Source organism: Priestia sp. KCTC 13724 (assembly GCF_056820425.1).
The window spans coordinates 1-17,379 of sequence record NZ_JBXDLD010000088.1; the positions used below are offsets into that span (position 1 = coordinate 1).

A 17,379-nucleotide genomic window follows, 5' to 3' on the forward strand; every position below is an offset into this window, starting at 1 on the left:
AAATTTAAACCATCGTGATCAAAAGTTGAAAAACGAAATGATTTTAGTTAGCTATGAATAATTCAGGTTCCATATTGCCCCCTCAGTTCTCTGCATAATTATTGCGTTTCGTACATTTTCTATCCTATATGTTAGTTAACTGTTTAATTAGCTATTATCTTATAAATCGGCAAAGCACTTGATTATTTTAACACAAAAAACACCCATTTTTTTGGTAATGAGCGTTTTTTTATCATTTTTATATTTTACTCTTTCAAGGAGACTCTTTCTTTACTTCCCATCCATGCTTGCACCCATTTCACTAATTGCTGATCTTGATTTCTTCCTGCAATAACGGATAAACCAACAGGGAGTTGATTACCATAACCAGCTGGAATCGTAAGCTGTGGTAACCCGGCTAAACCAGCTAAGCACGTCATCTGCAGCGTATACAACCTTCGATTTTGAAGTTCTGGACCAACGGCATTCTTCAGAGGGGCTACTCCAGGAGCTGTTGGTATCACTAAGATTGTTTGACCATCTAAAAGATGAGTAAGCTCTTTAGTAATCGTGTCACGAATTTGTTTAGCATCTGACATATCTTCTTCTTTTAATGTGCTGGCCCATTCAAAACGTTCGGCTACATCAGGACCAAATGTCGGGTTATATCGTTTAATCCATTCTCCGTGAGCACGCCAAATTTCAATTCCCTGCAGCGTGCGAAATGCTTCCATACATTCACTTAGCTTGTAAGAAAGCTGTAAATTCTTGTAGCTAACAGCGTGATCTTCTAATAGAACTTCTACTTTCTTACAAGCTTCCTCATCCGTTAGTTCAAACAAATTGTTTACTCCAACGACGTTCTCAAAAGAAGGTGCTGTAGCTTGAGACGCAAACAACACGGATGCAACATCAAGCATCGTGTTTATATCTTTTGCCATAAACCCTACCGTATCAAAACTGGGTGCTAACGGTATTAATCCTTTAACCGATAAGCTACCGTGCGTCGGTCTAAATCCATAAACCCCGCAATAGCTAGCTGGAATTCGTATCGATCCCCCTGTGTCCGTTCCAATTGCAAAATCGACGAGCCCAGCAGCTACCGCCACCGCTGAGCCGCTTGATGAACCTCCTGGAATTCGGTTGTGATTAATTGGATGAAGTGGCGTTCCATAATGAAAGTTTTCACCATTTAATCCATACATTAGCTCATCTGTATGCGTTACGCCCGTTAGCTTAGCACCTGAAGCTAACAAACTTTTAACAGCTTCAGCATGATCACTCGCTTGTTCATGGGTATGTAGCCAGTAAGGGTTTCCCGCACTAGCCGTATGTCCTTTTACATCAAATACATCTTTTAAAGCAAATGTTTTTCCACTTAACACTCCGTGATTCGTTGGCTCTGCGATTATTTCTTTATTAAGAAATGCATTCCATTTATCGTTCATCCTCACCGCTCCCTTTTCACTTATGTCTCTTTTAAGAGTAATAACTAGAAGGATGATTGGTCAACGAATGTGTAATAACTTCTGACAAATGTTAAAACACTGTAAGGATAACGATTAAAAATTGCTCTTTCTGTTTTAAACAAGGTAAAGTAATAGTAGCTTTTGATTTTATACGCAAAGGAATAGAATACTATGTCACAACACACCATTTTGTATGCGTTTATCGTTCTTGCCATTATTTTAACAAGAGGCATTCCGTTAGCAGGCCGGCAAGTGCACGGCCTTAACCAAGGTCTCACACACATAGGGCGCTATTTTTCTAATTTAAATACGCTTTTGCACGAGGATGGTCATGCCCTTATGGGGCTGATTTTCGGAAAAGGTGTAAAGCGAATCGAGCTATACACAAACACAGAAGGAGTAGCCATTACGTCGACCTATGCTGGTGCTCGCGGCTGGCTTCCTCGCGTTATTATTGCACTAGCCGGTTATCCTTTTAGTTCGGCCATGACGTATTTATTCTTTTATCTGCTTATACAACATCGCTACGACTTACTGTTTTATGGATTAGGGGGCATTTTATTATTCAATCTTCTTTTCTTAGTAAGAAATCGCTACGGAGTACTTTGGCTTGCGTCCATCCTTGTTATTTTAGGAGGGATTTACTACCTAAATTCCCCCGCTCTCGTTATGTATAGTATGATGTTTGTTGGAGCCATTTTGTTGGTTGAGTCTGTTTTATCAGCAGCTGTTATTTTTGTATTAAGCGTCAAGCAACCTTATCATGCCGGTGATGCAACCAGCTTAAAAGAGCTTACGATGATTTCAAGTCGCATTTGGGGACTTTTGTTTTTCGCTCAAGCTTTATACATCGCTTATTTAAGTATTACACTACTACACTAGAAAGGCTGGGGCATAAGTAATTCAGCTCATGATAAACCTGAACAATTGAGAGTTCCTCACTTTTAATGGTTCAGGTTTTTTGCTGATTGCGAAAACGATTTCATAAACGGAGTAGAATGGAGCGTAGGACACTCGACTCCTGCGGGAAAGAGAGGAAAAACTGAGATCCCACAGCGAGGAAGCTCAGGTTCCTCTCCGCGGAAAGAGAGTGGCCGTAGCGCAATGAAACGTGTTCTGACAACGTAAAGAAGTGAAAAAAGGGATTGTTCGTCGTTTTGAAAATTTGTTTTGTTATGTCGCACCCTCTTTTAACATTGATAAAAAGAAAAAAAAGCACCTTCCTCTTTTCTTTTTAGACTTTCTGTCAACTTCCCCTGTCGAACGCTTATCAAAAACCGATGTTAAAAATCTAGTTATTTTGACATAACCCCAAGAGAAAAATGTCGAAAATAGTGGGTTCATATAGAGAATTAGAGATAGATACTTCCTCCTATTTTGTCTATATCTGGTATAATAATAGTTATTAAAAACTATTATAGTTTAGAGTTTTTTATGAAGGGACGTGATTACTTACACAAATACCTTAGTCGACTCTACTCCTAGAAATGGAGTGAACGTGATTTGTAAACATTCGCACCCCATACTCCTCACTTTATACACTTACGTTCATTCTCGCACTATTTTTACGCAACATATCACCTAGATATCGAAAAAAGCAAGCGCTATCTTTTTTTGAATTACTTGTAATTCAAAACGTATAAACGGCCAAAAAATAAAAGGGGGATGGTCCGTTGGCAAAGAAAAAAAACAAAGGTAAGTGTCTTAGTTTTAGCGGTAATTTTAGTAGTGGGAACTCTCTTCTTCAGCGTAAATAAAACAGAAGCTGCAGGCGGTACAACTCATTTCATCGTCATCAACAAAGCAAACAATCAATTAGCTTATTACAAGAACAACAAGCTCGTTCGTACGTTTTCAGTTGCAACTGGACGAACGAATTCACTTACACCAGAAGGTAAGTTCCGCATTGTTAATAAGATTGTAAATCGTCCTTATTATACGGGCAAAATACCGGGAGGAGATCCACGAAATCCATTAGGAAATCGCTGGTTGGGAATTAACGCTCGTGGTACAAATGGTACAACGTATGCTATTCACGGTAACAACAATCCTAGTTCCATCGGAAAGTACATAAGCAGCGGATGCGTTCGTATGTACGATAACGAAGTGGAATGGTTATTCAGTCAAGTAACAGTGGGAACTCCAGTCGTCATTACGAATTCATCAAAATCATTTGACGCAATTGCGGCAGCTAATGGATACAAAGTATCTGGCAGCAGTCAGCCTTCCCAGCCGGCTGTTAGCGGTGTTAAAAAAGGAAGCCGTGGCAATGAAGTGCGCACACTTCAGCAAAAGCTCACTTCTCTTGGTTATGATACAAAAGGCGTGGATGGAATCTTTGGAAACAATACAGACACGGCTTTAAGAAGATTCCAAAAAGATCGCGGCTTATCTGTTAACGGCGTGGTTGACTCAGCTACCCAAAAAGCGCTAAACGGAGCAAAACCAGGCGTCAAACCACCAGCAACAAGCACTGGTTTAAAGAAAGGAAGCCGTGGTAACGAAGTGCGTGCTCTTCAACAAAAGCTTACCTCTCTTGGCTTTAGCACAAAAGGAATTGACGGCGTATTTGGAAATAATACGGATGCTGCTTTGCGTCAGTTTCAAAAAGCTCGCGGACTATCTGTCACTGGAGTCGTTGATGCTGCTACACAAAAAGCGTTAAACGGAACAACAGCTAGCAAGCCTTCTTCACCCAGCAAAGGCCCTAGTTTAACGTCAGGGCCAATTTTGAAGCTTGGTAGCAAAGGAGATGCAGTTAAAGCACTTCAACAAAAGCTTACTTCTCTTGGCTTTAACACTCAAGGTGTGGATGGTATGTTTGGTTCTAATACCAGCGCTGCTGTTCGAAAGTTTCAAAGCGCAAACGGCTTAGCTGCTGATGGAATTGTTGGTCCAAACACGTATAAAGCTCTTTCTTCTAAATAATACGATTAATCAAAGCAGAGTCTTTAAAAGCTCTGCTTTTTCGTGTTCTCTATGTATAAACCTTTACTGTAACTAGCATAATACAAGTGAATATGGAGGTTTACAAGTGCTACTCATTCCACATAACGAAGGTGTTGTTTATCGCCTGCAAAGTCTTGACATACTCTTTTTTCAATTGTGACAAAAGACACCTAGATTCACGAAACAAGTCGAAACTGTTTATGGTTAAGTCTTTTTTTCTAAAGCTTTATTTTCACAATTTCTTCAAATGTCTGCACCGAACGCTGGCGAACTTTCAAAAAGGAGAAGAACAATGGAGAATTTACGAAAAAGCTTAGGCTTTAACACGATGCTTGTCATTATCTCTCTGAGCATCCCGCTTATTTTAACGCAAATTTATGTGTCTCCCTTAACCGGTTGGACACTGCTTATCTTTAGTCCATTTGGAACGATTATTGGTGCGGTTAATCTATTCAAGCACCATATCTATACAAGCCAATAACAACCTCCCTGAAAAAGAAGGTTGTTATTTTTATACTAGCAAACGCTTATGAATCCAAATGGCTGCTTGAACCCCTTCTCCCATAGCTACTGCTGCTTGTTCTGAATGAGCAACTAAATCTCCAGCCGCCCAAACGTTTTCTACGTTCGTTTCTTTCGTTCGATGATTCGTTAATACATGGTTATTCTCTGTCGTATAAACACCTAGCTGTTCTGCTAAATGACTTTGCACTTTGTTGCCACCTAATGCTAAAAAACAATGATTGGCATGAATTATTTCACCACTTTGCAATTTTATTCCTTTAAACTGACTTTTCTCTTCAACCAACACTTTTTCAATTTGTTCGTTTTTATACGTTAACTCTTGCTCCTGAAGTTTTCGCTTTGTCTTAGTAGGCAAGACCTTCATTTCTTCATCAACATAAACAACATCCTTTGTCCAATGAGTTAATGTACAGGCAAGGTTGGCTCCCGCTTCTCCTCTACCAATTACAATTACTCGACTGTCTTTTACTTCATAGCCATCGCAGTCTGGACAAATATAAACGCTAATGCCAAGACAACCAATCAGCTCTGGAAAGCTTGGCAAGTGATCTTTAATACCCGTGGCTAACAAAACTGTTTTACATTGATAGCATTCACCAGATTTTGTGTTTAAAATGATACCTTGGTCTTGCTTAGCTGCTGATATCACGTAGTCTGCTACAAACTGCACGTCATAACGCATAGCTTGCTTCTTCCCACTCAACCTTAATTCTTCTCCACTTACACCTTCTGGCCATCCTAATAAATTATGATATCTGTTACATAAATTTGAACGACCGTCATTGGAATCAATCACTAAGGTTTGATGACAATACCTGCCAAGCTGAATCGCTGCTTGGAGACCAGCAATTCCGCCTCCAATAATAATGCAATCATAATAGTTCTCCAATGCTATTCGCCCACCTTAAAAGTTTTTTACCAGTAGTAATATGTACTTTTACGACTGAAATTATGAACCCACGAAAAAAAAGCAGCGTCGATTCGCTGCTTTTAATGAATAAAAATCCCCCCATGACTTTCTACCGCGTGCTTTACCACATAATATAAGCCTCGCTCGAACTCTTTGTTCATTTTTGTTTGAAGAAACCTTTTTACATAGTAACCCCATTCTTCACCTTTTGTACGTTGAACTGCTATCCACTCCTTCATGTCTTTACTCGTTACCTCATCTGAGACGTACGCTTGAACCGCTGAGAAAAGAGAAGTCGCTACGGCTTGGAACGTCCGCTGACGATCGGTGGCTGAATGATAAGAAGTCGACCATCCTGAAGGCTGGGTGACAAATCCGTAATAAAGCGCGGTGGCTAGTTGGCTGGTCAGCTCCTCATGAAATGTCTTATCGCTATCGTCAGGAAGACTTGAATACAAATGGTTAATGGCCTGCGTTATGATTGGAGGAGCTAATATACTAAGATAAATAGGATTAAGCTCTGCACCAACTTGTGCTTGTGCGGTCCGAGCTTGATTTATATAAACCATTTCGGACAACTCATGATCATCTTCATCGCTTCGATTTAGATTGGAAACCAAATCTACATCGGCAGCCGTGAGGTAATAAGAAAGTTGAGTAGCAACTACTTGTTCTTCTCGCTGAATACATCCTTGGATTGCTGCAGATAAACGGTGCTTTTTCGCTCGTTCTTCGGCGTACCTTTCACCTTGTAAACGCTCAGCATGGGTAAAGAGCAGCTGTAGCTTATTTCCGTACCCATATGCAATTAGATGTTTTAACGTATCAATCTTTATTTCGCGTGAGGCATCGTGAGTATATATAATATGATCCGCTTCTTTCACTTGATCATAAAGACTGGTTCCTCTTCTACTATCTTGGATGACAATAAGCTGTTCTTTTACTGAAGGAATAGTGGCATGGATAGACGTAATAAGAGGATAGCAGCTCGCTCCATCTGCTTTTTCCGCTTCCGTCGTTAAGCGATGTAAGGCCGTAAAGTAATGAGCCCGACTTTCCGTTGAAATGAATGCAAACTGAGGCCAGTCATCAATTCCATATGACCAAGTAAAATCACACTTTTCTTTAAATGATCTTTCAATACATGTTAAAAGCGTTTCAATTAGCTGCCGGCACTCTGCTTTTTGTAAAAACAGCTGTTCAAAATCCTCTGTTACTTCCTTGATTTCTTCTAAAACCGCACTTGCGATACTTTTAATGGATTCAACATACTGAAAAACTCGCTTTGTGCTTTTGGCAGTGGAAGCTTGTTCTGTAAAATAGCGAGGACCATACGGAACCTCTCCAAATAAAGCTTCAAAGTGTAGCTCGGGGTTTCCGTGCACAAGTGCAAATGCAAGGTCGTAGTCCGTGCCTCCGTTTGCATAAACCAAAGCACTTTCAATTAAAGATTTTTCAAGGTTTTCATATACTTCTTGGCGTGATTGGAACGACACCCTTGCTTCATAGGCAGCACTATGCGTCATCTCATACACCGCATCGTAATTTGCTTTTCGGAAACGAATGGGAAACTTTTCGCGCGCAGGGTGAATACCAAAAACAGCACGAACGATGGATGTTTTCCCACTTTGCGCTTCTCCGATTAGTGAAATCTGATAAGCATCCGGACTTTTGTTCACTGTTGGAGTATCTGGCTCGTCCACTTCATCATAAAATGCGTTCACCACGCGCTGGTCGTAGCGTGCTTTCGCTCGTCCTTTTACAGTGCTTGTCCAATACTCTTCTATACGTAACAGTTCATTCAGTTCTTCAACAAGCACATCTACTTCTTCTTGTTCATCACATAGATAACGCTTGACAATCGGATATTTCTGTCCGTTTTTATCTGTCTGAAACGGATGTTGAAATAGTACACACCATCCTTTTCGACTAACGGATGGGAATGCTTTTGCTCGAAAAAACTTCATTCTATCTCCCCACTTTCTATCGAAAGACCTTATAGTTGAAATGTATGGGACGATAGAAGTATGTATGTCTGTAATTTTCCGAATAAAGGAAGGATTTTTCTAACAAAGAGCGAACCTTTGTTAAAGAGGTGATGAGAGCATGTTAACAAAAATTATAAAAGGCAGCATACCGATGGATAAAAAGGGGTCATTTTCCTATGCTCAACAGCATTGGGCAGCGCTTGCCCATGTCGATGGTTTTATTGGGCAGCTAGGGGGATGGAATGTTGAAGATGAAACAGATACGTGCATTATTGCATTATGGAAAGATGAAGACTCTTACCAAGAGTTTATGAAATATACGCACGACTCTATTTTCTACAGCAGCAACCAAGATCAAACCTATACGGCGCTTGATGTATCCATTTCAAACCCTTCACAGTTTATCGGCGGTCGCTACAATTATTATCGAAGCAGCGCGATGGAAACACGCTATTTAATGAAGACGGAAATTGAAGTGGACTTTTATGATCAAAAAGATGTAGAAATGTTAGTGCAAAGCTTAGTAAATCCTTCATACAGGTGCTTATCTCATATCGTTGCTCCGCTAAAACATAATGACATAACTATTTTTACGCTTTACAGCGCAGCGTGTCCAACGAAAACAGTTGATACGCTTGTCCATCCTAACGTTTTGCAAGCTCGCCAGTACATATACAAATTAGAACAGAATTGGAACGTTCTATCTCGTTAAAAACTAAAAGCTATGGCATCTGCCATAGCTTTTTATGGTGTTATCATATGGACTTGCTGATTACGGATTGTAATGACTCGACTTGTCATATGATTAAACAAACCATTTTCAACTACTCCTGGTATCATATTAAGGGCTACTTCTAGCTCATGAGGTCGTTTAATTTCTTGAAAGTGACAGTCCATTATATAGTTTCCATTATCCGTAATAAAAGGCGTATGGTCTTCTAACAATCTGAGCCGTGGTACACACCCAAGGTCTCTCATATGTTTAGCCGTCATTTCCCATCCAAAACGAACTACTTCTACCGGTAAAGGAAACGCACCAAGCGTTTGAACTAGTTTCGTTGAGTCCGCAACGACAATGAACTGTTCAGATGCTTTGGCGATTATCTTTTCACGTAGAAGTGCCCCACCTCCACCTTTTATGAGTGCAAATTGATTGTCCACTTCGTCTGCTCCGTCAATGGCAAGGTCTAGCTTGTTAACGTCTGCCAGCGTCACGAGAGGAATACCGATTTGGCGGGCAAGTTTTTCTGTTTCTTTCGAAGTGGGTACTCCTTGTATGCGAAGGCCGTTTTTTACTCGTTCACCAAGCTTTAAAATTGTGTAATAAACGGTTGAGCCTGTTCCTAGACCAACAATCATGTCGTCTTTTACAAACTCAGCAGCTTTTTCACCGACCGCTTGTTTTTCAACCATAAGCGTATCTCTCCTTTATAATATTCCTGAAAATAAGCGCGCGAAGGATTCTTTTGATCGCTCTATAAGACCTCGCTTATAGAAAGCAACGGGCTTAATAAGTTCGCTGTCTTCCATATCTTCTTCAAAGTGTTTAATTAAATCTTGAATAGCTTTTGAATTCATTAAAAAAGCGTTTACTTCAAAGTTTAAGTGAAAGCTTCTCATATCCATATTGGCTGTTCCAACAGAAGCAAAATCGTCATCAATAATGACAATCTTTTGATGCATAAAGCCTTTTTGATAAGAATAAATTTCGATTCCGGAACGAATGAGTTCTCCAAAGTAAGACCTTGTTGCGTACTGAGTAAGAAAGCCATCATTAATTTCCGGTACCATGATTCGAACGTCAATACCTTTTTTAGCAGCAACTCGAAGCGCTGTTCGAATCGTTTCATTTGGAACTAAGTAAGGAGTTGAAATCCAAATCGATTTTGTGGCACATGCAATCATAGCGTAATAGTATTCGCTCATATTTTCATGGGTATCAGGCCCAGTCGCAATAATTTGTGTAAAACCATCTCCTGAAGTGGAAACCGTCTTTGTGTAGCGCTCTTCAATAATTAAATTTTCTCCGGAAACATACTCCCAGTCAAATAAAAAAACTGCATGAAGAGTTTGTACGGATTCTCCTACTAGTTTTAAATGTGTATCGCGCCAAAAACCAATTTCTTTGTTTTCTCCCAAGTATTCCATACCGATGTTTAAACCACCGACAAAGCCAACTTCACCGTCAATGACAATGATTTTACGATGATTGCGGAAGTTAAACTTTTGATTAAAAAAGCCGCTTTTAATCGGTGAAAAGGCATAAACTTTAACCCCACTGTCTCTTAGCTCTTTAACATCCGAGCCTGATAGTGAGATGCTTCCAACGGTGTCAAAGGTAAAGCGAACTTCGACACCTTCTTTTGCCTTTTCAATCAGCAAGCTCATGATTTCTTTTCCAAGCTTATCAGAGTGAATCATATAATATTCCATATGTATAAAGTGTTTTGCATTCTTTAAACTTGCCGTTATTTCTGAGAAAGTTTCCTGTCCGTTTTTTAGAACTCGTGCTTTTGTGCCGTTGTTTACTTTTGTAAACGAAACTCGCTCCGAATACTCAGCAAATAAGCGTTGATGAGGGCTTAGAGAAGACAAGTCTATCTTTGCTTCTTTTTCTTTTTCCGTCATGCGTTTGAGCGTTTCACGGTTGTTCATTCTCTTTGATTTAAATAAGTAGCCTTTAAGGTACAGCTGACCTGAGTATAGATAAAAGATGTAGCCCACAACAGGGAAGAAAAAGAGAACATACATCCAAAGTAGCGTACTATGAGGCGTCCGATTTTCGAGCATTAAGGAATAGATGCTGATGAAGATGAGCACTGCATATAAAGTAACTAGCGCGATTTTCCATTCTTTCGATAAATCTGTAAAGAAAAAAAGATAGGAAGATACGAGCATAATAAATAAAAAGATAAAGTCGACTCTTCTTTTTTTCATTGTGTATTCTCCAAACTATTGATTAGTTACTTTTGTATTCCCTTTTATGCATATGTTTAACCCTTGTAGAATCAGCATTTCCATCTGAGCATAAAAATACTCTTAACAAGAACCGTTCTTTCTTAATTAGCAATTAAAAAATACTCTCTGCTTGGCATGGTTGCCACTGAGGACTGTTTAATGAGACTTCCTATACTCAACTCGTCAGGAATCTTCCTTTTTACTAGAAAGCTAAGTTGAAACATATGTTAAAATGAGAATTATGCAATTGGAGAAAGTTGGTGAATATAGAATGGATCGATATGATCGTGCCTTTGGAGTATATGGCATTTGTATACAAGATGGAGAGATTCTCGTCATTCGCAAAAATCGCGGACCTTATATTCATCGTTTTGATTTACCCGGTGGTCAGCTTGAGCATGGCGAGACGCTAGTAGATGCGATGCAGCGAGAGTTTTTGGAGGAAACAGGTTTTGAAGTGAACATTACGAAACAAGCAGGTACAGCTGATTTTCAATATCCTTGCCTCTGGAAAGAGTTTACTCATGTTCACCACATTGCGGTCTTTTATCATGTAGTGATTAAAGGCGGAGAGCTAATACATATGCCGAGTCAGTTTGAAGGACAAGATGCAGCTGAAGCACTGTGGATTCCCATGGAAAAGTTGGATAAAAACAACGCTTCTCCTCTCGCCTTAAAAGCCATTGAAGCTCATTCTCTTTCAGCTTGGCCACATCAGCCAGAAGTCTATGATAGCTGGAAGCTAAAGAAAACGTTTGAAGAGTAATTAGATAAGGGTATGATAGTGATATTGTTTGACTTATTTATTTGGAGGTAATGAAGTGTCAAAAGCAAAGAAGTTTCAATTTTGGACGATTCAGCTTGTGCTAATCGCATTGTTCATTTACATTTGTACGAAAATTTCATTTGTATTTGAACCAATCGTTGTCTTTTTCACAACGCTCTTTTTCCCTATTTTAGTATCTGGATTTTTATATTTCTTATTTAGTCCTATTGTCTTTTTCCTTGAAAAAAGGAAAGTACCAAAAACGATTGGGATTCTCGTATTGTACGCCGTTTTTATTGGCGTGATTTCGCTCGCGGTTGGAACATTAGGCCCAGCTCTTTCAAAAGAAGCTAATCAGTTTGCCGATAAAGTCCCAACTTACGTAGAAAAGAGCCAGGAAGCGATTAATAATTTATCAGAAACAAAAGGATTCCAGTGGATTGTTGAGCAAGAATATGTATCAATTGAAAAGATTGAGGATTCCCTTGCAAACTTTTCATCTACGCTTACCACTGGTGTCACGAGCAGCTTATCAACTATTTTTAGCGTTTTGACTAACATCACGCTTACAGTTGTGACCGTGCCGTTTATTTTGTTTTATATGTTAAAGGACGGACATAGCTTACCTAAGTACATCGTTAAGCTTTTCCCACCATCTTATCGTGATGAGGGTCTAAAGATTTTAGAAGAAACGAAAGAAACGGTGGCTACTTATATTCAAGGTCAAATGCTTGTTGCACTGTTCGTTGGTGTGTGTGCATCCATTGGTTACTTAATTATTGGATTGCCGTTCGCACTCGTACTGGGCTTAATTGGTGCCGTAACAAATATCATTCCATACTTAGGTCCATTTTTCGGAGCTGCTCCGGCTGTTGTTATCGGAATCTTAGACTCTCCTACAAAAGCACTTTTAGTTATTCTTGTTATGGTGATTGTTCAGCAGCTGGAAGGAAACGTTATTTCACCTCTTATTATGGGTAGAAAGCTAAACATCCACCCGCTGACCATCATTTTACTGCTCTTGGTAGCTGGAAACTTAGCAGGAATTTTAGGAATGATTTTAGCCGTACCGTTCTATGCGGTTGTTAAGACATTAGTGCTTAATATCGTTCGTTTAATCAAGTTACGATCAAGGTCCAAAACAGACCCCGAGGCCTATAGCTAGAGCAAAAAAACAGGACGCGTGTCCTGTTTTTTTATTTGACTAAATTTGTTAAGTCATGAATTACACGATTAGGCGTTAATTCAAGATGATCCGGCACTTGATGATGACGGTTTACCCACACAGTTGAAAATCCGTAATTCTTTGCTCCAGCAATATCCCACGGATTTGATGATAAGAAAAGCACTTCGTCACGTTCCACTTCTAGCTTATTCGCTGCGTAAGTGATAACTAGCCATGGACGGCTTGTACTGTTTGATTTCGTCAATAGAAATGACATCATCAAATAAAGGTGCTAACCTGTGGTGAGCTACGATTGGATCAATCATATGCTTAGGTCCATTTGTAAAGATGGCAAGCAGATATCCTTTTTCTTTTAAATACGCCAGTACTTGTTTCACTTCAGAGTACAGGTTAAGCTTGAAATAAGCATGAAGTAACGCTTCTTCACTTTCAGGTGTTACTTTCTCATCCACAGCATCTATAGCGTAGCGTAATGATTTTTTTGTGAGTTCATAAAAGTCAACATAGCGGTCCATAATTTGGCTTTGCATCGCATATTCGATTTGTTTTTGGCGCCACAACTGACTTATTTTTGTTCCTTTATCAGGATAGTATTCTTCACATGCTTTAATCACGGTATGTACATCAAATAATGTTCCGTACGCATCAAATAAAATAGCTTTAAACTTCATTGTCAGACCTCCTCCCTTATTCATTGTACCCCCTCTTTAAAAAACATAACGGAGTTTCAATAAAAAAAAAGCACATGAGTTCATATGCTTTTTCACTGATTATAATCCCATGCAACGGTCCATTCTCCTTCATTTTTAACTGCGAATACATATTGGTCAATGGAGAAGTTCCCATATTTCCCTTTATAAACTTGAATCACTTTCATTTGATAAACGTCTGTTAACTCTTCGCCATCCGCTGTCATTTTCCATGTATCTAGTTTTTCCACTTCCGTAATGTCATAGGAAAATGTTTCGACACCAAAGTGATTAAAAAAAACATGAGCACGGTCCTGAATATAGGCACCCTTCTCGAAACGAACTTTCATAGCGGGATGAAAGGATTCCCACGAATCTGAGAAGTTTCCTTTTTGTTCAAGGTCATAGAATTCTTCAATCGTATTTTTAGCATGATATGTGGAAGAGAAAAAGGTAAATTGAAATCCCAAAGCACCTATAGTCAATACGGCTACGAGCCCTATAATGACGAGCATTAGTTTAATGAATCGCCTTCGCTTGTTATACAAACCCTCTGCTCCTTCGCAAATTGTAGTTTTATTTTCTACTATAAAGCTTATTCATTAGAACAAGCATTTAGCACATTTAATAAACGTAGAGTAATACGAGACTTCGTTTGATAATTTCTCTCTGCTTAGCATGATTTCCATTCCAGATTGCTCCCGAACGCTGAGCCTCCTCGTATACTGCGGGGTCTTATCTCGCTTATTAGTCCCGTAGAAGTCTCGCATCTTCCATTCCAATCATGGGCTTTTTTATGGGGAGGGCTTTTGATAAGAACTGGTCTATCTTCTAATACTTTAAAAAGCACTCTTCTCAACTAGTACAAAGAGTACCTCTTTTCTATCTAACTTTCATCATTTCTGACGTCCTAAGCTTTATTTTCTTCAAATGTTGGAACAAATTTATTTAATCAATAAAAGAGAAACACAAAACTAAAAAAAAAACCACCTTGTCAGTGGTCTTTTCTACACAATTTGAAACGCCATCTGCATGGCTGCCAGAAATCCAATAAATACGAGAAACGTCACAAGGCCTTCTTTCCAGTCAGGTCTATCTCCTCGAACAAATTTTGCGATGTCGTATGAAAGCATCGCGGCTAAGAATATGGATAGAACAATATAAAACGGCTCCACTTTCTTCCCCCTTTTCCACTTTGTTTTTAGCGTTCGTTAGTCGCCTACACTTTTATAGATTAGCTGTTTTAGATAGGCGTTGTAAAGAATAGGGGTTTGAATGACTTTTTTTCCTAGTGCGGGCATAGACTACTTAAAAGCATGAAAGGATGACGCAGGATGGTTGCATTTAATCCTGAAGAGTTTAGCGTTACATACCGACATGGCGCAACTCCTACCCAGCCTTTTTTAAAAAGGCGCTATACGCTGACTTATGTCTCTGAAACGGATTCCCTGTATTTAATTATTGGAGCTTCATTTGCTAAAGACATGCTCAACGAACAGCGAAACGAACTTTTTGGGGAATGGGTTCATTACAAAGATACAACCGCTCTTTACGTATACGTTTTCATTGGTGATCACCATACTGATAAATCGATTCAAGCCATTCGATACGCTATTTTCAATAAAGAAATGCCGGTGCTTTTAACTGCTTTACGATACGGAGATCATTTCTTCTTTAGGCAAATGCTTGACTTGGACCACGCTCCGATTTACGTTCATTATCATTCAAATTATCCAGAGTTTCATACGGTCCGCTACATGGAAACTCCATCCGTCTACGAAACGATAAAAAGGTAGCCCCTGCTACCTTTTCTTAGCTATGCTTCCACACACCGTTTCGGCGAGAATCACCGACACCTGTTATCCTGCCGTTACCAAGATCTTTCACAAGCAGCTGAATGCCTCCGTAATAGACGTCGCTTGTTTTGCTTTGTACGTCAAAAGCACTCATCTGCTCAATTACTTCTTCAGGCGTAGTTGGCTCGATATAAAGAGTATCTTGATCAAAGATAAAGCGAGGGCGTTTCAACCGCTTTTTCCAACTCTTCTCCTCCTTGAAAATGGCGGGCTAATACTTGATTTAACACCTGTGGAATACGAGTTCCCCCCGGCGTTCCTACTCCCATTACCCATTCTCCTTCCTTGCGGATAATTAAAGGAGATGTAAACGTTCGGGCTCTTTTCCCAGGCTCAGGGTTATTTACGCCGATTGAGCTATACGTATCAGCATTGTTATTAAGAAAAAAGCCATCTACTTGCTTACTTAACCCAAAAAAATTGCTTAGCGTATTGGTCGTGGATACGGTCGTACCTTCCTTATCAATAACGACAAAATGAGTCGTACTTTCATGTTCTTGGTCTGCACCTTCCACTTCACGTTTTTCTGAGTTTTCTAATAAACTTTCAATGTATTCATCGCTAAGGAAACGCTCTACATCCTGTGGGTAAAAAGCAGGATCGCTAATCTCTTTTACTCGGTCAGCGTACGCTATTTCTTTAATTTTCTTAATAGCCTTATAGTCGACTTCTTGCTCGTTTATGTTAACGTTTTCTTTCTCCATCATTTTTAACATTTGAATAACCGTAATACCTGAAAATGGAGGTGGAGCCGCAATGATTTCATTTCCTTTGTATGTTGAAACAACCGGCTGTCTTTCTTCCACTTCATATTCTTGCAAATCTTCTAGTGAAATGCTTGTTTCTTCTGCTAGACGATTGGCAATGTCCTTTTGATAAAAGCCAGCCGCTCCGTTTTGTTTAATATACGTTAACTGTTCAGCAAGCTCAGGCTGCTTTAGCTCCTGTCCTGCTTTTATAGCTTCCCCCTTCGGAAAGAAGCTTGATAAATTGCTGACATCCATCCGTCCACTTGCGTAAAATAATCGGCTCGCTAAGAGTTCGTCTACTTTAAATCCTTTTTCGGCATACTCAATAGCAGGATCAATCAACTTTGTCATAGACGTTGTTCCATATTTTTTATTCACATATTCCATTCCTGCTACAAAGCCAGGAACTCCCGTTTTTCCTTCCAAAGAGCTAGGTGCTACTTCGCGGTAATCAATGAAGGTCGGTTCTTCACCTTCTTTGGCAATAAGCATGCCGCCACCGCCACCAATTCCAGAGCCGTACGGTTCGACAACGCCTAGCGCGTAAGATACAGCAATTGCTGCATCTACAGCATTACCTCCATCTTTTAGTACCTTCATACCTACATCAACTGCAATGGGGTTGGAAGAGCTAACTCCATAAGATGAATCTCCATTGCTAAATAACGGCGTGTTATTTTCATCGTGATTACGAACAAACCATACTGAAGTCGCAATTAATACACATAAAGAAACTCCTCCTATAAGAGCTCTCCGTTTATTCCACATGCTGTTCACTTCTTTCTTTGTTGTGTGTAGTATAAAAAAGAGTTTGGGACATAACAAAATGATTGCTTCTAAAAGACGAACAATAGCTGTTCCCATCTCTTTGGTTTGTCTCAACACGTTCGTTCCATTGCGCTACGGCCACTCGCTTTCCGCGGGAGGAACCTGAGCTTCCTCGCTGCGCTGCCGGATCTCCATTTTCCCTCTCTTTCCCGCAGGAGTCGAGTGTCCTACGCTCCATTCCACCCTGTTTCCAACATTGTTTTCACAATCAACAAAAAACCTGAACGATTAAAAGTTATGAACTCTCAATCGTTCAGGTATAGTAAGGACTGAACTACTTATGTCCCAGCCTCTTTTAATCACGCTAACCGACGATGATTTACTTACTTGTTTAAAGATAATGAAGGTTGCTCAGTCGTTGTTTGCTGTTCAGTTTGCTCCATCATTTTTAAGTTCTTTTCAATTTTTTGTTCTTCAATTGTTGATAAAGTTGTTGGATGCTTTAAAGCTCCTAACGTAACCACCACTCCTGCTACGATAACAACTGGGGCTACTACTCCTACAATACGTTTAACTACCATGATTAT

The 17,379-nt window shown here is 39.7% G+C and carries 20 protein-coding genes; 7 read left to right on the forward strand and 13 right to left on the reverse strand.

The annotated features are described in order from the left end of the window. Positions 1-245: 245 nt before the first annotated feature. Positions 246-1,427, reverse strand: a complete 1,182-nt coding sequence (locus tag AC1UFB_RS12660; protein ID WP_482589366.1) for an amidase — start codon at positions 1,425-1,427, stop codon at positions 246-248. A gap of 192 nt (positions 1,428-1,619) precedes the next feature. On the opposite strand from AC1UFB_RS12660, the gene AC1UFB_RS12665 reads away from it, so the two are divergent. The 3 genes from AC1UFB_RS12665 to AC1UFB_RS12675 all read left to right on the forward strand — a co-directional run bounded on the left by AC1UFB_RS12665 (position 1,620) and on the right by AC1UFB_RS12675 (position 4,878). Then, positions 1,620-2,330, forward strand: a complete 711-nt coding sequence (locus tag AC1UFB_RS12665; RefSeq protein WP_100347253.1) for a M50 family metallopeptidase — start codon at positions 1,620-1,622, stop codon at positions 2,328-2,330. A gap of 783 nt (positions 2,331-3,113) precedes the next feature. Further along, the gene (locus tag AC1UFB_RS12670) at positions 3,114-4,376 is read left to right on the forward strand and encodes a L,D-transpeptidase family protein (RefSeq protein ID WP_328101626.1); all 1,263 of its coding nucleotides are present in this window, start codon (positions 3,114-3,116) and stop codon (positions 4,374-4,376) included. Between the two features lie 313 nt (positions 4,377-4,689). Next, positions 4,690-4,878 (forward strand): hypothetical protein, encoded by a 189-nt coding sequence (locus tag AC1UFB_RS12675; protein WP_025909267.1) that lies wholly within the window; start codon positions 4,690-4,692, stop codon positions 4,876-4,878. A gap of 30 nt (positions 4,879-4,908) precedes the next feature. On the opposite strand, the gene AC1UFB_RS12680 is transcribed toward AC1UFB_RS12675, so the two are convergent. After that, positions 4,909-5,811: an NAD(P)/FAD-dependent oxidoreductase gene (locus tag AC1UFB_RS12680; protein ID WP_061786233.1), complete on the reverse strand. Its 903-nt coding sequence runs from the start codon at positions 5,809-5,811 to the stop codon at positions 4,909-4,911. 101 nt (positions 5,812-5,912) lie between these two features. Beyond that, a complete protein-coding gene (locus AC1UFB_RS12685) occupies positions 5,913-7,799 on the reverse strand; it encodes a hypothetical protein (RefSeq protein ID WP_482589367.1) in 1,887 nt (628 codons plus the stop codon). 139 nt (positions 7,800-7,938) lie between these two features. Between AC1UFB_RS12685 and AC1UFB_RS12690 the strand changes: the two genes are divergently transcribed. After that, positions 7,939-8,532: a YdbC family protein gene (locus tag AC1UFB_RS12690; protein ID WP_025909270.1), complete on the forward strand. Its 594-nt coding sequence runs from the start codon at positions 7,939-7,941 to the stop codon at positions 8,530-8,532. A 32-nt stretch (positions 8,533-8,564) separates the two neighbouring features. Here the strand turns inward: AC1UFB_RS12690 and rpiA are convergent, their stop codons facing one another. Both rpiA and cls read right to left on the reverse strand, forming a co-directional pair. Then, entirely contained in the window at positions 8,565-9,233 is a 669-nt protein-coding gene (gene rpiA / locus AC1UFB_RS12695; protein ID WP_076512543.1) for a ribose-5-phosphate isomerase RpiA, read from the reverse strand. A gap of 15 nt (positions 9,234-9,248) precedes the next feature. Next, positions 9,249-10,757 (reverse strand): cardiolipin synthase, encoded by a 1,509-nt coding sequence (gene cls, locus AC1UFB_RS12700; RefSeq protein WP_100347251.1) that lies wholly within the window; start codon positions 10,755-10,757, stop codon positions 9,249-9,251. 292 nt (positions 10,758-11,049) lie between these two features. Here cls and AC1UFB_RS12705 point away from each other — a divergent pair, with 292 nt between their 5' ends. Both AC1UFB_RS12705 and AC1UFB_RS12710 read left to right on the forward strand, forming a co-directional pair. Further along, a complete protein-coding gene (locus AC1UFB_RS12705; RefSeq protein ID WP_025909273.1) occupies positions 11,050-11,544 on the forward strand; it encodes an NUDIX hydrolase in 495 nt (164 codons plus the stop codon). Between the two features lie 55 nt (positions 11,545-11,599). Then, positions 11,600-12,709 carry an AI-2E family transporter gene (locus tag AC1UFB_RS12710; RefSeq protein ID WP_062686582.1) on the forward strand — a complete coding sequence of 370 codons (1,110 nt, stop codon included), beginning with the start codon at positions 11,600-11,602 and terminating at the stop codon, positions 12,707-12,709. 31 nt (positions 12,710-12,740) lie between these two features. Here AC1UFB_RS12710 and AC1UFB_RS12715 read toward each other — a convergent pair whose 3' ends face one another. The 4 genes from AC1UFB_RS12715 to AC1UFB_RS12730 form a co-directional block, all read right to left on the reverse strand. Then, a complete protein-coding gene (locus AC1UFB_RS12715; RefSeq protein ID WP_326046475.1) occupies positions 12,741-12,974 on the reverse strand; it encodes an HAD hydrolase-like protein in 234 nt (77 codons plus the stop codon). Beyond that, complete coding sequence (locus AC1UFB_RS12720) at positions 12,916-13,401, reverse strand: haloacid dehalogenase type II (RefSeq protein WP_326046476.1); 486 nt, start codon at positions 13,399-13,401, stop codon at positions 12,916-12,918. Before AC1UFB_RS12720 ends, AC1UFB_RS12715 begins: the two co-directional genes overlap by 59 nt. 92 nt (positions 13,402-13,493) lie before the next feature. Beyond that, a complete protein-coding gene (locus AC1UFB_RS12725; protein WP_482589368.1) occupies positions 13,494-13,967 on the reverse strand; it encodes a hypothetical protein in 474 nt (157 codons plus the stop codon). Positions 13,968-14,426: 459 nt separating this feature from the next. Continuing rightward, positions 14,427-14,594 (reverse strand): hypothetical protein, encoded by a 168-nt coding sequence (locus tag AC1UFB_RS12730; RefSeq protein WP_165932531.1) that lies wholly within the window; start codon positions 14,592-14,594, stop codon positions 14,427-14,429. Between the two features lie 159 nt (positions 14,595-14,753). Between AC1UFB_RS12730 and AC1UFB_RS12735 the strand changes: the two genes are divergently transcribed. Next, positions 14,754-15,215 (forward strand): staygreen family protein, encoded by a 462-nt coding sequence (locus AC1UFB_RS12735; protein ID WP_482589369.1) that lies wholly within the window; start codon positions 14,754-14,756, stop codon positions 15,213-15,215. A 16-nt stretch (positions 15,216-15,231) separates the two neighbouring features. Here the strand turns inward: AC1UFB_RS12735 and AC1UFB_RS12740 are convergent, their stop codons facing one another. From AC1UFB_RS12740 to AC1UFB_RS12755, 4 genes are all read right to left on the reverse strand, one after another. Continuing rightward, a complete protein-coding gene (locus AC1UFB_RS12740) occupies positions 15,232-15,447 on the reverse strand; it encodes a hypothetical protein (protein WP_326046477.1) in 216 nt (71 codons plus the stop codon). Continuing rightward, positions 15,422-16,792, reverse strand: a complete 1,371-nt coding sequence (locus AC1UFB_RS12745; protein ID WP_482589370.1) for a gamma-glutamyltransferase family protein — start codon at positions 16,790-16,792, stop codon at positions 15,422-15,424. The genes AC1UFB_RS12740 and AC1UFB_RS12745 overlap by 26 nt, the downstream gene beginning before the upstream one ends. Continuing rightward, a complete protein-coding gene (locus AC1UFB_RS12750) occupies positions 16,782-16,934 on the reverse strand; it encodes a hypothetical protein (protein ID WP_482589371.1) in 153 nt (50 codons plus the stop codon). Before AC1UFB_RS12750 ends, AC1UFB_RS12745 begins: the two co-directional genes overlap by 11 nt. 241 nt (positions 16,935-17,175) lie before the next feature. Next, a complete protein-coding gene (locus AC1UFB_RS12755; RefSeq protein WP_025908231.1) occupies positions 17,176-17,373 on the reverse strand; it encodes a CapE family protein in 198 nt (65 codons plus the stop codon). Positions 17,374-17,379: the final 6 nt, after the last annotated feature.

What these genes read in the sequence shown, in the direction of transcription:
- AC1UFB_RS12660 (WP_482589366.1), bottom strand. Translation starts at nt 1,427, where the DNA reads ATGAACGATAAATGGAATGCATTTCTTAATAAAGAAATAATCGCAGAG.
- AC1UFB_RS12665 (WP_100347253.1), top strand. Translation starts at nt 1,620, where the DNA reads ATGTCACAACACACCATTTTGTATGCGTTTATCGTTCTTGCCATTATT.
- AC1UFB_RS12670 (WP_328101626.1), top strand. Translation starts at nt 3,114, where the DNA reads ATGGTCCGTTGGCAAAGAAAAAAAACAAAGGTAAGTGTCTTAGTTTTA.
- AC1UFB_RS12675 (WP_025909267.1), top strand. Translation starts at nt 4,690, where the DNA reads ATGGAGAATTTACGAAAAAGCTTAGGCTTTAACACGATGCTTGTCATT.
- AC1UFB_RS12685 (WP_482589367.1), bottom strand. Translation starts at nt 7,799, where the DNA reads ATGAAGTTTTTTCGAGCAAAAGCATTCCCATCCGTTAGTCGAAAAGGA.
- AC1UFB_RS12690 (WP_025909270.1), top strand. Translation starts at nt 7,939, where the DNA reads ATGTTAACAAAAATTATAAAAGGCAGCATACCGATGGATAAAAAGGGG.
- rpiA (WP_076512543.1), bottom strand. Translation starts at nt 9,233, where the DNA reads ATGGTTGAAAAACAAGCGGTCGGTGAAAAAGCTGCTGAGTTTGTAAAA.
- cls (WP_100347251.1), bottom strand. Translation starts at nt 10,757, where the DNA reads ATGAAAAAAAGAAGAGTCGACTTTATCTTTTTATTTATTATGCTCGTA.
- AC1UFB_RS12705 (WP_025909273.1), top strand. Translation starts at nt 11,050, where the DNA reads ATGGATCGATATGATCGTGCCTTTGGAGTATATGGCATTTGTATACAA.
- AC1UFB_RS12720 (WP_326046476.1), bottom strand. Translation starts at nt 13,401, where the DNA reads ATGAAGTTTAAAGCTATTTTATTTGATGCGTACGGAACATTATTTGAT.
- AC1UFB_RS12735 (WP_482589369.1), top strand. Translation starts at nt 14,754, where the DNA reads ATGGTTGCATTTAATCCTGAAGAGTTTAGCGTTACATACCGACATGGC.
- AC1UFB_RS12745 (WP_482589370.1), bottom strand. Translation starts at nt 16,792, where the DNA reads ATGTGGAATAAACGGAGAGCTCTTATAGGAGGAGTTTCTTTATGTGTA.
- AC1UFB_RS12755 (WP_025908231.1), bottom strand. Translation starts at nt 17,373, where the DNA reads ATGGTAGTTAAACGTATTGTAGGAGTAGTAGCCCCAGTTGTTATCGTA.